This is a genomic window from Bradyrhizobium sp. USDA 3240 (genome assembly GCF_054063295.1).
The window spans coordinates 6,209,942-6,224,680 of record NZ_JBSSGD010000002.1 but is presented as its reverse complement, the minus strand read 5'-3'; the positions used below and the strand labels follow the sequence as shown (position 1 = coordinate 6,224,680).

The following is a 14,739-nucleotide window of genomic DNA, read 5'->3' as shown; positions in this document are numbered from 1 at the left end:
ATCTTCCGCATAGCGTTAAGCTCTGACCATAGGCCTACACAGCCGCTGATTAAGAAACGCATGTTTTGGTGCCAAAATCGACGACCATTCCGACAAGCGTCCTGTTGAACCGACGTTAACCCTTAACTGGATTTCCTCGTGTCGGAATGGCCCGATACGAGTTGGGGCAGCTCAGAAGGGCCATAAGATGAGATGAAACTTCGGAGGTTCGAGTCGCGGGTCTAAACCGGCTATGCTCGGAATCCTGGTTTCTTCTCCGAGGGCGGCTCAACTCGCGAAGTGGCTTCCTGATGAAAGACAAGCCATTTTCGTCATTTCGGGACCAAGACCCACCGTCTGGACTACCACTCGAGCCCGGAATTCCACCTTTCGGCGGCACAGAGCCTGCCACCCGCAATCATGCGGAGCGCGCAGATTGAAGGACGCCCGAAGCATCGGGTACCGCGACGTTGCCGACCGCTTCGCCGAAGGCGGCAAAGAATTGGCTTGCCAGCTTCCTGGCTGTGGAATCGATCAGACGCCCACCGAGCTGGGCGAGCTTCCCCCAATCTGCGCATCGACCTCATAGATGAGGATGGTCGCATCTGGGCCATCCGATGCAAGTCTCACTGTGGCCCCGTCCTTGGCAAAGCCAGCAATGCCGCCAGAGCCTTCCCCAGAGATCCGGTAGCCATTGGGCGGGCCGGGTGGTGAGCACTCTTGCCGTATCCATTCGTTCCTAGAAACAACGATCAGCGAGCTCCCCCCTCAGGGGTAAGAAACGATTGCGCGCCTGCGCAGTATTCTATCCGTCAGGATTTTGCACTTTACATCCTGGGGCCAGAGCCAACGCTGCCCGTGTGTATTTTAAGCGGGCGGCGTTGCGCACTGAATCTCCGCGCTGACTACATTAGCTCGGTCCGAAAATCCTATAAATCAGCATCGTGCCCACAACGGCTGTCCAGCCGATCGAAGTGGCTAGCGCCCACGCCTGGATTGGCATTGGAGTATTCCTCCTGCAATGAAAAAGAAAGAAATGAAGAGGCCGCTGGCCGCCGACAGCGGCCTCTTAGACCCGATCTCAAATGAACGTCTTGGAAATAAAATCGCCGCCGCAGGTCCGGCATTCTTAAACGATGAATTGGCAACTCCGTGAAGTCCAAACAAGTCTATCCACAAAAGGAACTGTCGTGACGTTGCGGAGCCGACACAGTTCTGTGACCTCGAGCTCGCGCGTGGAGGCAGCTTTCTACGCAAGAAGTGGGTCAAAACGCCGGCTGCCCCAGCCCGGCTGGCTGGGGGCCGTGGGCGGCCGAGCCGGGGCAACGCCTCGCTGGGCGGCGGGCCAGCCTGGCGCTTCCCTACGCTACGCCGCGCGTTGCGCTATTCAACGGAGAACGGTAGCGAAAAGCGGCGGTTGCAACGCGACGCGCAGCCCGGAGGAGCGCGATCGCGGCTGGCGGTGCAAGCGCTTCACTCCGGGCGCAGTCGCCCGCGCGCCTGCCCCGCGCTGACTTGCTACTATGCCAACCTCAGAATGAGGCGAAGCTACGACCTTCGTCTTGTGGACCGTTGCCAAAAAACGGCAGAAGCCGTCGCCGTGCTAACGCTAACCTGAGGTGAAGTGCCTCGGGTGCGAGACGCACCACAATAGTCGCGCCGCGGGCAACGGCCGAAGGCTCAAGACCAACCTGCCGAACAACAAAATTCCGATGCACGTCCGCCAGCGCCGCCGCCGGATATCTTCGAATCCCGGACACGAAAGACAGGCTCTGACCCCGACAGCCAAGATAGTTCTCCCGGTAGTGGCGACTGGCCGGCCGCGCAAACACTCAAGCAACCGCGGCACGACACTGAGCGCGTCCGCCCGCGACGTTCGTTGGCCAGACTTCGGTCGCCGCTGGCGATCACCAGCGATAGCCATACCCGCGATAGTATCTGGGGCCGTAAGCGTATGCGGGGCGAATAACGCGCCGGTACACTGGACGAGCGTAGTACGACCGGTATCCGCCGTAGTATGCGGGGGCGTAGCCATAATTGTAGTATGCCGGTGCATAGCCGCCGTAATACGCTGGGGCGTAACCCCCGTAATAGCCATAACCCGGTCCGCCGTAGTAGCCGTAACCTGGGCCATAGGCGTAGGCACTGGAGGCTATGCCACCAACCACCGCCGCTCCGATTAGTCCGGCCGCAAGTCCAGCGCCCCAGCCGCCACCGCGCCACGCTTGGGCTGGCGATGGGGCCACCAAGGCAGAGACACCGATGGTGGCAGCGGTCACGAACGCCAATGCTGCTTTCTTCATTTCCGAAGCCTCCGTTGTTCCCGGAACTTCAACCGACAATCCAGCAATAGTTTCCTTCGATCGCCGTTGGCGGGAACGGTTTCGGTGAAATTTAATACTGATGAACGGCTTGGGAAAGCAAACCACGGCGCCCCAATGCCCGTGTCGGGTCAATCGCGGCGATCAGCGACGGACTTCCGGTCCGTTCCCATCAGGAGAAACTAGCTGCAGCACGTCACCGGAAGCGATGGGCCAGGAGGAGACCCAGCACACCGCAAAAGCAATCAAGGAGGCGGCTAACGGCGGGCCGCTAGCGTAGCCCGCCGCCTTCAGCGTTAGCCCTCAATCCCGCCCGCCGGGGGCGCACGTTGCGCGGTGGAAATCGGCAACGATATTCGCGCAACAGGCTACTTTTCGGTTTCGACGACGTAACGTCGTATGACCTTGGTTGCCTTGTCTCGCTGGGGTGCAAGATCCGACCAGGCCTTCGACTTGTAGAATGCTACGGCGTCATCCATGCTGTCCCATTCGACGATGGCCGCACTCTTGGGAGGCGACGCGCCCTCAATTTGAACCACCCGTCCCGCTGCGGTGCGTAAGGCTCGACCATGGGCCGCCTCAATCGCCTTCCGGGCGGCCGGCAGGTATGCGGCTTGGGCTGCGGGGTCGAGGACTTCAACTTCGCTGACCGTGTACGCTTTCAATTTGGTTCCTTGAGCGTGGAGGCCCTGGACTGCGATGGCCCCGATGGTGACACCTGCGAGCAATGCCATTGCGTAAGCTTTCATGACTGACTCCCGGGTTGCCTTGCCGATAATCCGGCGGCCAATAGTACTGCTATTCGAGACCGTGTAGTGGGCAATGTAGGGTTAGGCTTGGCACCCAGTGTCCATAGAAGCGCAACATGGTAGCTGCGTGGTAGTCACGCGGACGTAACGGCCGCTAAGGGTCAAAAGCAGACTCATGCTGCGCTGCCGTTCGATTGACAACGGCAAGTTCGAATAGGCGCAAAGGTGCTCGATCCGATTATTCGACATGGATTGTCGCAACTAGTATCTGCTATCTTCCGTTAGTGCGCACGAGATTGATTGCGGCTCTCGCGAAGGACGCTCCTGTCCTTCTGAACCATTTGCCGCGCTAACGTTAGCGAGCAAACTTTGTGCGCCGATGAGTTGGGTCGTCAGGCTGTGATCGCGACCCGGCCCGAGATTGCCTTCCCTGTCGTAGCGTGCGTCCACGCCTTGAAAAACTTCTTCTTCAATCTCTTTGTCTGATTGGAAGCAATGCAGCGACTCGGCCCCTCGCATGGGGATACAGGGTATATGGTAGAGCGCCGCTATGGAGATCCAATCACCCGCAGCCAATGGCGGATGTAGTCGTCCAGAAGCTTTCTTGTTTCATTTGAGAGCGCCTGATCCGAGATATGAGCACCTCATGTGGCGCTAGCAAACGCGATCGTTGGGCGTCAGATCGATCGTCCGTCACGATATCCAGACGTTCGGCAACTTCCCTCCCAGCCATTTCGCAAGTGCACTGTTCACTGCAACCGGCCATTCCTGCATCATCCAGTGGCCAGACTGGATCATGACTTCAGTCAGATCATCGCACTTCCCTCGCATCGGTTCTGCGAGGCGAGAGCCACTGGTAGTCAAGCAGATGCTGGTACACGGTGCTGCCGAGCGTCGCCAGCGCAACGGACGGCGTCGCTCCGAGCAGACCGGCGAAGCTCGTCGGGCGCAGAAGTCTCCCAGCGTCGCGGAGGTCAATGCCACGGCTCCGCCCTGTGGAAAGCGGAGGACGTATTCGGCTATCACGTCTTGCTCCACCGCGCGCCAACCGTCGGATAGCCGGTCCAGAATCGCAGCAGTCGCTCAAGAACTGCTCCGAGCGCGAATCCTGCGACCACGTCGCTCGACCAGTGTGCGAGAACCAAAACCCGCGTCACGGAAAGAGCGACCGCTACTGCCTGTGTTGCGCGGCGCGCGCCGGCGGGCAGTGTTCCTGCCGCTGAAGCCAGCGCGCCCATGTGCAGCGCGTGGCCGGATGGAAATGCGTCCTCACGGTTGCCCGAAACTGAGATACCGTGGGCGTGGCCGACCACAGTCAGGCGGTCTGGGCGGGTCTGGTTGAACAGCAATTTAAGACCGTGCGGCAGGAGCGACGCCGCGATCGTCACCAACAGCGCGTGATTGCCGGCGCGCTGCAGCGAGGTATCGTGTCCGCGCGAGGCGATCCAGCCGGCGGCGGCGAGAACAAGTAGAACCTTTTCGTCAGCGCCCCAGGTCAGCCCGCGCGCGATTGCTTCGGGCGCGGGCGCGGTGTTGCGGCTGATCACGCGCGCGATTGCGGCATCCGCCGCTGTCGGACGAACGGTTATCGGGAAAATTGGTGCGCCTCGAATGCGGCTTGCTTTAATGCGCGCGGTCGTAGGCATGGTTCTCAAAGCCGGATCTCCATCTAGCCCAACGCGCCAGCTTCGACCTGGGTCCTAATGCCCGTGCCGGAGCGTCAGGAGAGCGGTGAGAGGGAACCAATGGCAGTTTCAATCAATTTGGGTTTTACTAGTCGCTTAACTGGGACACGCATCGATGCTTTGCACAGTCGTAATGTGCGGCGGGGGATGTTGTCGACGAAGGCGTTGTTGCCCGCGACGTCAGGCTGTTATTTCTCGCGATGAACGCCCGTAAACCTCTTCGCGCCGATTTTTGGACAGGCCTGAACTAGCCACCATTTTATTGTGCCTGGTAAGCGGGTTTCTTCAATTGCGAGCGCTTCTTCGCGGCACCGTTAGGGGATCATGGAACTAGTCGCTTCGGTACTGGTTACGCCACCGGTACAATTAATAATTGCCGGAGGAGCCCATGTTACGCATTTCGTTCGCGCTATCGCTTGCGCTACTCGTGTCACCAGCGCTGGCCGATGACAAGGGGGTCGACCCCTCTGCCCTGCAAGCCTGCAAGCCTATCGGCCAGTCTGCCAAGGGTGAGCTCATCTACGGCATGGACTGCGCCGCGCTTAAGCCGGAGAACAAGGTCGAGGTACTGCCCAACATGCCTCCCACCAACATGAAGGACACCGTGATCCCGAAGTCTGGCGGGGCGCAGAATCCAGAAAACACGCCGACTACAGGCGAAGTAAAATAAGCGTGCGCCTATGCGTCACGTTGAAGGCGGCTGGAGAATTGTGCGCTGGAGTGCCGAGGAGGAACGGAAACTCCTCGAACTCCGCGCGCAAGGCAAAGACATGCGTGAGATCGCGCAGCAGCTCGGGCGCACCGAAGCATCATGTGAAGGCAGACTCCGCAAGCTAACCGCGGCACGTCCGATCCCGGAGCTCTAGCCTTCAAGGTCATCTCCCAAGTCCTTGAAGAAGGGTGTCGGAGCAAGGTTATTGGGGTAGAGCCGAAGCAACTTGACGAGATCGAGCACCCAGCGAAGTCCTCGGAGGGCGCCCGAAACTGGCGGAGTTTTCTTGGTTTCGGGCGCAACGCCTCTTCCGGAGCGTCGGGAACCAATACCGCGTGGACGACGTTCTCGCGCATATTGTGGCGGGTCGATCTGTTCTGCAGCAATGACGATGATGCGCGCGAGCAGGCTCAAAACTTGACTACTAATGCTCAGCCAGTCGAACTTTGGGACGGCGCGAGGAAGATTGGTAAGTTTGCAGCCTCTCGCTTGAATTAGCTTGCAGCGGTCGGCGGACTGGATCAGCGTCCGTCGGGCGCTCCGGGGGACGGGTCGCAGGTCTGACGAACTGCGCCTCCACCAAGAGAAGGCTCCGCGCCCTGCCTTGATCGTTCATCTGCCCGCTCCGGGCAGACGGACGATCGAGACCTCCGTCACCCAGAACAGCACGAAGCAAGAGATGCGGCACTGGATGTCGGCCCCGGAATCCCTTTGCCAGAACCTGCGCCAGTGGTCAGCGGCCGGAGCACGCCAGCCGAGACATGCAGGCCGTGACACGTCGCGGTTCGCGCCACGTTCGCCTGAACAGCTTCCGGGGATGACCAGGCCGTCTACGCTTCCCCAACTTTCCGGACGCTCTCCATACTCCCGCAGCGCAGACTGACGTCAACTCCCGGAAACTCGCCTCTGCCCAAGCGAGTTCACCCCGCTGAGATAGTTTCAATCGAGACGCAAAGTTCCTAAGTTGGTTGCGGGCGAGCTTGTGCGGAAGCGGTGGACGGATCGCCATCGGACTGAGCGCACCGGTGTCAGCATGATCGATGGACATGCGAGAGCTCCCTTGCCGCTACCGTGGGCGACCGGTTTCGATGTCGCTGTAAGCATCCAGACGGCATCACGATCATGCTCGAAATAGGAACAGCACCGCACCTCGTCGGATTAAGGATTCCTCAATTCCGTCCCGGGAAGCAAAACAATGACGAAGACAACGAAGAAGGCCCGCAGATCTGGCGGGACGGCAACGATCCACGATCAAAAGCTTGACCGTGGTGAAGGAGGCGAACTTCATCAGGTCGCATCAGATAAAACGCCGGTGCTCACGACAGCGCAGGGCGGTCCCGTTTCCGACGACCAGAACTCCCTGAAAATCGGCCCGCGCGGTCCGACGCTACTCGAGGACCTGCACTTTCGGGAAAAAATCTTCCACTTCGATCACGAACGGGTCCCAGAACGAGTCGTGCACGCACGTGGCTACGCGGCGCACGGTTTCTTCGAGAACTACAAGCCGTTGTCGAAATACACCAGGGCTGACCTGTTCCAGCGCGCCGGCGAAAAAACGCCTGCGTTTGTGCGCTTTTCGACCGTGGCCGGAAGCAAGGGCTCATCCGACCTTGCCCGTGATGTCCGCGGCTTCGCCGTAAAGCTCTACACACAGGAAGGCAACTGGGACATCGTCGGCAACAACGTCCCGGTATTCTTCATCCAGGACGCAATCAAGTTTCCCGACCTGATCCACGCGGTAAAGGAAGAGCCGGACTGCGCCTTTCCGCAGGCGCAATCGGCACACGATAATTTCTGGGATTTCGTCAGCCTCACCCCCGAGAGCATGCACATGATCATGTGGGTGATGTCCGATCGCACCATTCCACGCTCGTTCCGCTTCATGGAAGGTTTCGGCGTCCACACCTTCCGGCTTGTGAACGCGAAGAACGAGTCCACCTTCGTCAAGTTTCACTGGAAGCCCAAATTGGGCATGCAATCGGTAGTCTGGAACGAGGCCGTCAAGATCAATGGTGCCGATCCTGACTTCCATCGCCGGGATCTCTGGACCGCCATCAAGAGCGGCAACTTCCCGGAATGGGAACTTCAGCTGCAATTGTTCGATCAGGCCTTCGCTGATTCCTTCGATTTCGACGTGCTTGATCCGACGAAGCTCATACCGGAGGAAATCCTGCCTCCCCTCCCTGTCGGTCGGCTGGTGCTCAATCGGATGCCCGACAATTTCTTCGCTGAAACCGAACAGGTCGCCTTCATGACCCAGAACGTTCCGCCGGGGATCGACTTCTCCAACGATCCGCTGCTACAGGGACGCAACTTCTCGTACCTCGACACGCAGCTCAAGCGGCTCGGAAGCCCGAACTTTACGCACATCCCGATCAATGCGCCCAAATGTCCGTTCGCCCATTTTCAGCAGGACGGTCACATGGCCATGCGCAACCCGGCCGGGCGCGCCAATTACCAGCCGAATTCCTTCGGCGAAGGTCCGAGAGAGTCGCCACAGCGCGGCTTCACGTCATTCGCCGACGTCGAACAGGGCCCAAAACGTCGTCTGCGTGCCGAGAGCTTCGCAGACCACTACAGCCAGGCGCGTCAGTTCTTCATCAGTCAAACCATGGGAGAGCAGGCACACATCGTCGCCGCTTTGACGTTCGAACTCAGCAAGGTCAAAACGCCCGCGATCCGGGAACGGATGGTCTCGCATCTCCTCAACATCGATGAGGCTCTGGCCAACAACGTCGCCGGCAAACTTGGTCTGCAGAAGATGCCAAAACCGGCAGACGCTGCTGTGCCAACGCGTCAGGATCTCGATCCCTCGCCGGCGCTCAGCATCGTCGAAAACGGACCCGAGCGCTTCGAGGGCCGGAAGTTGGGTATCCTGATTTCCGATGGAACAGATGCCAGTCTCCTCCAGGCACTTGAGGCCGCGCTCGAGAAGGCCGGAGCGACGTACGAGATCATCGCGCCGACGGTCACGGGAGCCAAAGCGAGCGACGGCAGCTGGATCGACGCCGATCAAATGATCGATGGTGGCCCCTCGGTGTTGTACGATGCCGTTGCCTTGCTGCCGGCCCAGGCAGCCATGGACGACCTGCTCCATGAGTCTTCAGCACGGGACTTCGTCGCCGACGCGTTTGCTCACTGCAAGTTCATCGGATACGTCGGCTCTGCGCTGCCGTTGCTCGAGAAAGCCGGCATCGCCACCGAAGATTTTGATGAAGGCTGTGTCGCCTTGGAAAGCGCCAAGGATGCCAAATCGTTTGTCGATGGCCTCGCCAAGCTCCGCGTCTGGGAACGTGAGCCAAACGTCAAGATGCCCTAGGAACGGAGACGGTTATGACCAGCCTCGAAGACAAGATTCGACAACGCGCCTACGAGCTTTGGGAGCAAAGCGGCAAGACCGAAGGGTCGGAGATGGATTTCTGGTTGCAAGCAGAGCGCGAAGTCCGCACGGAGGCCGCACCTGAACCGCCGCAAGACAGATTAGAGTAACGAACGGCATCGCCAGCACCCGCGTGTCGTTCAGCACTTCCACGCGGATTGAGCCGGCTCAATCCGCGCCGGCTTCACTTTAGTCACCTGTAAACGGTGACGCTTGGATGCCAAATCATAACGTGTTCACCGAGGAACCATTGCCACGGCTGCCTATTGTTGCGGCACGATGAGCTGATCTCATCGCAAATTGGGATGAGCATCATGATCGATACCGTCGTCGTCCAACCAGCATCCGATGCCGGTGAACCTTCCGTCTCGGGCGTGTCGTGGGGTGCAGTCACGGCCGGGGCCGTGGTCTCTTGCGCATTGACCTTGGTGTTGTTGGCATTCGGCGTCGGATTTGGCTTATCTGTCGTCTCTCCGTGGACCGGCGCCGGCGTCTCCACCACCACTTTCAAAATCGGGACTGGCCTCTATCTGATCGTCATCGCCATGTTGACGTCGTCGATCGGTGGCTACATTGCAGGCCGATTGCGATCCCGCTGGATCGGCATCCACACGGATGAGGTTTATTTCAGGGACACGGCTCACGGCTTTATCGCCTGGGCGCTTGCATCCGTCGTCGGCGTAATTCTCTTAGCCACTCCCGCAACCAGTTTGATCGGAGGTGGACTCGGCGCCGCCGGCCAAGGCGCGGCTTCGTTTGCGAACCGATCCGGCCCAATGGACGGCTACGTCGACACCCTGCTACGGCCGAATACTCCATCGGCGCAAGCGACAGCAAACGACTCTCGCCTCGAAATGCTCCGATTGTTCACGTCGAGCTTCCAGGCGGGCGGCGAGATGAAGGCGACTGATCGGGAGTACGTCTCAAAAGTCGTGGCAGCGCGAACCGGGCTCGACCAGTCCGCGGCCGACAAACGCGTCAACGACGTCGTCATGCAGATCAAGGCCGATACCGATGCGGCACGAAAGGCTACGGCCCAGCTTGCGTTCTGGCTGACCGCGTCGCTGCTATTGGGAGCTTTCTGCGCCAGTCTTGCCGCGACCGAAGGTGGTGGCTTGCGGGACGGAACATGGGGCTCTCACTCCCGGCTTAAACCCGCAATGCGCACCTGACAGGAGCAAAATAATGCCGATTCTTCTCTGGTTAGTTGGAATACCGATCCCGATCATCATCCTGATCCTGCTCTTGCGCTAAGCCGGATTCGGACGCGGACAGTTCTCAAACTAAGGAAAACCCATGGCCAAAAAGCCAATGCTGCTGAGCGACCTTTTCCACGAAACGCTCAAGGACATCTATTTTGCCGAGAACAAGATCGTCAAGACACTCCCGAAGATGGCGAAGGCGGCACAGTCGAAAGACTTGCAGAAGGCCTTTACCAAGCATCTGCGGGAGACCGAGGGCCAGATCAAGCGGCTCAATCGGGTTTTCAAGATCATCGGCAAGCCGGCACGCGGAAAGACCTGTGCTGCCATCAATGGCATTACCGAAGAGGGTGCGGAGATCATGAAGGCCTTCAAGGGTATGCCCGCACTTGACGCCGGTCTGTTGGCGGCGGCCCAGGCCGTCGAGCATTACGAGATGTCGCGTTACGGTACGTTGCGGACATGGGCCGAAGAGCTCGGAATGCCGGATGCCGTCCAACTTTTGCAGGCGACGCTGGACGAAGAGCGAGCCACGGATTCGGCCCTCTCCAGACTCGCCGAGACCCTGGTCAATGTCGAAGCTGAACACGACCTTGCGGCATAGCAACGCCTGGGTCCACTAAACGGGTTCTTGCGGTTGCCGGGCTTTTGATCGAAGCCCGGCGATCCCATTGAGTGAGGCTTTTCCTGCCTGGCAGGCCAACCGGCACGTTGCGAGGCCGAACTTGCTGTGGTGGATCGGTGCGCTCGCCGCTCTTCTTACGTCGGTATCCTGCAAGCCAAGGCGTTGCCGTTCGGGGCACTCAGCCACCCCGTATGTATCCCAGTGCCGGTAGGTCATTCACTCGCCACTCCTTCAGTTCAAGCGGCGCGTCGGATCAATGGCAATACCCAATCTGTGCAAATATGGCGTATGGTCCGGCTCGTAAGCCCGGCGCCCGTTCAAGCGAGATTCCATATGGCCCTTGTAAAGACGTCCAAAATAGTAGGTTCGGCGGCAAAGGCCCGGCGCTCGGCCGAAGGTCAGCGCGCAGCTGGGGGCGTGCAGCCCCCGGCACGGCGGACGTCGAGGGCCGGGAATGCTTTAGGCAACGACAAGGTGTCCGAGAGGGTGGCCGCCGCCACGGAAGAATTGTCCAGCGGCCTCTCGGAAGCCTCGGCAGCCGCGGAAGAACTTCGGCGCTCCATGGAGCAGATTGCGGCGGGTGCCGACGAGGCGGCGGGCGCTTCCCAAGAGCAGTTGGCGGCAATCAGGCAGGTTACAGCCAACCTGACAACGGCCCGCGGAGAAGCCGACAATTCCCGGCGCAGGACGGAAACCGCCCAGGTTCTGCTTGCCGAGACCGCGGCCCAGATCGGCGCGTCCATTCAATCCGTCGAGCGAAATTCTGAACGCCAGGTCTCCTCGATCGCGATTATACGCGAGCTTGAACGTCGGGCGAAGGATGTGAGCGAAATCACCGGCGCGGTGAGCCGAATTTCAGATCAAACGAACCTGCTTGCTCTCAACGCCGCCATCGAAGCCGCACGTGCCGGCGATCACGGGCGCGGTTTTGCCGTCGTCGCCGAAGAGGTCAGAGCTCTCGCTGAGGTTTCGGACAAGAGCGCCATTGAAGTGCAGGGACTGGCGGAGGACATCCAGTCGAACGTTCGTGAGACCGCCGGAACGGTCAAAGCGGCGGCGGATATGGCCGTCGAACATGCCAAGACGGGGCAGTCTGTCGTCGAAATTCTGGGCAGGCTGCGGGCCGGCATGATTGAGCTCGCCGACGGCAGCCAAGAGACGCTCACGGCGGCCATCGAAGCCGAGCACGCCATCCAGGAGGCACAAAAAGGTGCCGAACTCGTTGCTGGAGCGGCCGAGGAACAGGCCTCCGCTGCAAACGAGGCCCAGTCGGCGATCCGTCAGCAGGCTCAATCGCTGGATCAAGGCCAGGCAGCCGCCCAGTCCCTTGCGTCTATCTCGGAAAGTCTTCGCACCGGCAGCGCCGGCGCTTCGGCGGCCGAGCAGATCGCCAGCATGGCGGAGCAGCTTTCGGCGACCATTCAGGAGCTGTCCAGCGCAGCCAGTCAGATCTCGACCGCGGTCGAACAAATAAATCGCGGGTCGCAACAGCAGGCTGCGGCCGCGCAGCAGACTTCGGCCGCGCTGGCCCAAATCGAGAAGAGCGCGCGAATCGCGCAGGAAAAGGGGCGACTGGCTACCGACCGTATCACGATCATGGTCAAGTCGCTCGCGGATGGTCGCGAAGCTGTTGAAAGCCTGATCGAAGGTGTAGCCAAGGCCCTCGACAAGACCCGTGCGAGCCTCGAAAAAATCATCTCCCTCGAAGCGATCGGCCGCAAGATTGAGAAGATCGTCGATGCGATCGCCCTGGTCAATATTCAGACCAACATGCTTGCTGTGAGTGGATCCGTGGAAGCAGCGCGCGCCGGCGAAGCCGGCCGGGGCTTTGCCCTTGTGTCAAATGACATTCGCTCCCTCGCCCGCGAGGCGTCGGAAAGCGTCGAACGCATCAAGGATACAGTACGCGGCATTCTTGATCATATCGCGCTGCTTCGGCGCGATCTCGAACAGATCATCACCGCGGGAGAAGTCGAAGTTCAGGACAATCGATCGGTCATCAAGGCGCTCGAAGATGCCACCGGCGAGTTCGCAGCATTGGGAAATGCCAACAAGCTCATCGAGCAAGGCGCCGGCGCAATTTTGACCGCGGCGGGAGAGACCGCGGCCGCAGCCCGACAGATCGCATCCGCCGCGGAGGAAGCAAGCACAGCCTCGCGGCAAGCCGCGACGGCGTCCGCCGAGCAAGCTCAGGGTGCGGACGACCTTGCAGCCGCGATCGAAGAGATTGCATCCTTATCTGAGGCATTGACGAAGCAGAATGGCTGATATCGTCGAAGCCAGAGAGTTGACCGACGAACGTTTTCTGACGTTCAAGAGCGAGGGTCGGTTTTACGCCGTGCCCGCCGCGCTGGTGTCGGAAGTGGCCCGGATGCCGCCTGTCGCGCGGATCCCGCAGGCCCCCGGGAGCCTTTTGGGTCTCGCCAACCATCGCGGCGCGGTGCTCCCCGTGGCGAGCGTCCGGAGGCTTCTGGGACGCGAGGAAGCCGCCTCGACACCGACCACCCGTCTGATCGTCCTTGCTGGCGCATCGCCCGTCGCGTTGGCGGTGGACGAGATCGCGAACCTGGTTCGTGTTGTGCCTGGACAGGTCAAGACGGCGGAGGCCGAGATGGCGTCCGAAGCCGGCGAACATCTGACCGGGGTTTTCGACAGCGGCACTCACGTCACCAAGATTCTGGACGTTGCCGAACTGTTGCGCCGGGGCTTCGCGCAGAGCACAACAAAACGGCAAATGCGGGCTGCGCCGATCGGAGCGGCAACCATACGCGATGCCGCGGTCGAGGGCATCCGGCAGCGTCTGGTCACCTTCGAGGTCGCCGGTCAGGAATATGCGCTTCCGCTCGAGGCGGTTCGGGAGATCGTCACTGCGCCCGAGAGCTTGACGTTCGTTCCCGGGAGCGATGAGGCGGTACGTGGCGTCATGCCCTACCGTGACGGGCTGTTGCCATTGCTATCGTTGCGGCGGCTGCTAGGGCTGCCGTCGGCCGTCCTTTCGCGAGAGAAGGTGCTGATCGTCGCCATTGGCGACGTCGTGGTCGGATTTGTCGCCGATCGCAGCCGCGCAGTTCTTTCGGTCGATCCCAGCCGGGTCGAACCGGCGCCCCCCGTTCTCGCTGCCCGCGCCGGTGGGGAAGCGCAAATCAAGGAAATCTATCGTGCAGCGCAAGGCAGGCTCGTTTCGATTCTGGCGCCGGAGCGCTTGTTTCGCGAGGATATCATGCAAAAGCTCATGCAGGGCGATGCAACCATGAAAGCGAAGGTCGAGGACAGTCACGGCGAGGCTAAGGCCGCGGAGCTGCAGTTTCTGGTCTTCCGGCTCGACGGCGGTGAGTTCGCACTACCCATCGAGGCAGTAGAGGAAGTCGCAAGGGTGCCGGATCGCATGACCCGCCTTCCGAAGACGCCGAAGTTCCTTGAAGGCGTGGTCAATCTTCGGGGAGAAGTCCTTCCGGTTGTCGATCAAAGACGCCGCTTTGACATGACCGCAACCATCGCGGGAGAGAGAACCGCCGGCTGGTCGTGGTTCGGACCAAGCAGCATCGTGCCGGCCTGATCGTCGACAGCGTACAGGAGGTCCTGCGTTGCGCGCCTGAATCGATCAAGCCATCCCCCGATCTAACCGGGGATGCACTCGGCGTTGTGCATTCGGTCATCAATCTCGAGGCGTCGGGCAGGATCGTCCTGCTGCTCGACCCTGCCGAGTTATTGACCCGGACCGAACGAGGCCTGCTGGATTCCTTTGACAAGGAAGCCCTCAGCAAAGAGAGCCGGCAGACGAAGCTGTGATCAAAGTCCTTGTCGTCGACGATTCCGCGCTCGTCCGGAAATTGATCGGCCAGGCGTTTTCAAGAGAGGCCGATTTCGAGGTCGGCTTCGCCCGAAACGGGCGTGAGGCGCTTGCCGCGATTAAGGGCTTTCGGCCCGACGTGGTGACGCTAGATGTTCACATGCCGGAAATGGACGGCCTCTCCTGCCTCGACAGGATCATGATCGAGACGCCCTGCCCGGTCGTCATGGTGTCGTCGATGACGACGGCAGGGGCCGACGCCACGCTCGAGGCGTTGCGGCTCGGCGCGGTCGACTG

The 14,739-nt window shown here is 60.4% G+C and carries 12 protein-coding genes and 3 pseudogenes; 12 read left to right on the top strand and 3 right to left on the bottom strand.

Annotation, left to right across the window (positions count from 1 at the left end; translation table 11 throughout):
• Positions 1–397: 397 nt before the first annotated feature.
• Positions 398–681 (bottom strand): annotated as a pseudogene (locus tag ACVIGA_RS30140) (SRPBCC domain-containing protein); the annotation flags it as partial.
• 319 nt (positions 682–1,000) lie between these two features.
• On the opposite strand from ACVIGA_RS30140, the gene ACVIGA_RS30135 reads away from it, so the two are divergent.
• Positions 1,001–1,135 carry a hypothetical protein gene (locus ACVIGA_RS30135; RefSeq protein ID WP_263009980.1) on the top strand — a complete coding sequence of 45 codons (135 nt, stop codon included), beginning with the start codon at positions 1,001–1,003 and terminating at the stop codon, positions 1,133–1,135.
• 1,533 nt (positions 1,136–2,668) lie between these two features.
• Here ACVIGA_RS30135 and ACVIGA_RS30130 read toward each other — a convergent pair.
• A complete protein-coding gene (locus ACVIGA_RS30130; RefSeq protein ID WP_223970007.1) occupies positions 2,669–3,049 on the bottom strand; it encodes a DUF1330 domain-containing protein in 381 nt (126 codons plus the stop codon).
• A 1,022-nt stretch (positions 3,050–4,071) separates the two neighbouring features.
• Positions 4,072–4,695 carry a phosphatase PAP2 family protein gene (locus ACVIGA_RS30125; protein WP_456670919.1) on the bottom strand — a complete coding sequence of 208 codons (624 nt, stop codon included), beginning with the start codon at positions 4,693–4,695 and terminating at the stop codon, positions 4,072–4,074.
• Between the two features lie 427 nt (positions 4,696–5,122).
• On the opposite strand from ACVIGA_RS30125, the gene ACVIGA_RS30120 reads away from it, so the two are divergent.
• The 11 genes and pseudogenes from ACVIGA_RS30120 to ACVIGA_RS30070 all read left to right on the top strand — a co-directional run.
• On the top strand, positions 5,123–5,404 hold the full coding sequence (locus ACVIGA_RS30120; protein ID WP_456668850.1) for a hypothetical protein: 282 nt from the start codon (positions 5,123–5,125) through the stop codon (positions 5,402–5,404).
• A 10-nt stretch (positions 5,405–5,414) separates the two neighbouring features.
• Positions 5,415–5,600 carry an SANT/Myb-like DNA-binding domain-containing protein gene (locus tag ACVIGA_RS30115; protein WP_223970010.1) on the top strand — a complete coding sequence of 62 codons (186 nt, stop codon included), beginning with the start codon at positions 5,415–5,417 and terminating at the stop codon, positions 5,598–5,600.
• 1,041 nt (positions 5,601–6,641) lie between these two features.
• Positions 6,642–8,765, top strand: a complete 2,124-nt coding sequence (katE, locus tag ACVIGA_RS30110; protein ID WP_456668849.1) for a catalase — start codon at positions 6,642–6,644, stop codon at positions 8,763–8,765.
• A gap of 14 nt (positions 8,766–8,779) precedes the next feature.
• Entirely contained in the window at positions 8,780–8,935 is a 156-nt protein-coding gene (locus ACVIGA_RS30105; protein ID WP_223970016.1) for a DUF2934 domain-containing protein, read from the top strand.
• 204 nt (positions 8,936–9,139) lie between these two features.
• Positions 9,140–9,997: a hypothetical protein gene (locus tag ACVIGA_RS30100; RefSeq protein ID WP_223970017.1), complete on the top strand. Its 858-nt coding sequence runs from the start codon at positions 9,140–9,142 to the stop codon at positions 9,995–9,997.
• Between the two features lie 124 nt (positions 9,998–10,121).
• Positions 10,122–10,631 carry a YciE/YciF ferroxidase family protein gene (locus tag ACVIGA_RS30095; protein WP_456668848.1) on the top strand — a complete coding sequence of 170 codons (510 nt, stop codon included), beginning with the start codon at positions 10,122–10,124 and terminating at the stop codon, positions 10,629–10,631.
• A gap of 309 nt (positions 10,632–10,940) precedes the next feature.
• Positions 10,941–11,795, top strand: a pseudogene (locus ACVIGA_RS30090) (methyl-accepting chemotaxis protein); the annotation flags it as partial.
• Complete coding sequence (locus tag ACVIGA_RS30085; RefSeq protein WP_456670918.1) at positions 11,781–12,920, top strand: methyl-accepting chemotaxis protein; 1,140 nt, start codon at positions 11,781–11,783, stop codon at positions 12,918–12,920. The pseudogene ACVIGA_RS30090 and the gene ACVIGA_RS30085, both read left to right, overlap by 15 nt.
• Entirely contained in the window at positions 12,913–14,208 is a 1,296-nt protein-coding gene (locus ACVIGA_RS30080; RefSeq protein WP_456668847.1) for a chemotaxis protein CheW, read from the top strand. Before ACVIGA_RS30085 ends, ACVIGA_RS30080 begins: the two co-directional genes overlap by 8 nt.
• On the top strand, positions 14,175–14,441 hold the full coding sequence (locus ACVIGA_RS30075) for a chemotaxis protein CheW (RefSeq protein WP_456668846.1): 267 nt from the start codon (positions 14,175–14,177) through the stop codon (positions 14,439–14,441). Before ACVIGA_RS30080 ends, ACVIGA_RS30075 begins: the two co-directional genes overlap by 34 nt.
• Positions 14,438–14,737 (top strand): annotated as a pseudogene (locus ACVIGA_RS30070) (response regulator); the annotation flags it as partial. The gene ACVIGA_RS30075 and the pseudogene ACVIGA_RS30070, both read left to right, overlap by 4 nt.
• Positions 14,738–14,739: the final 2 nt, after the last annotated feature.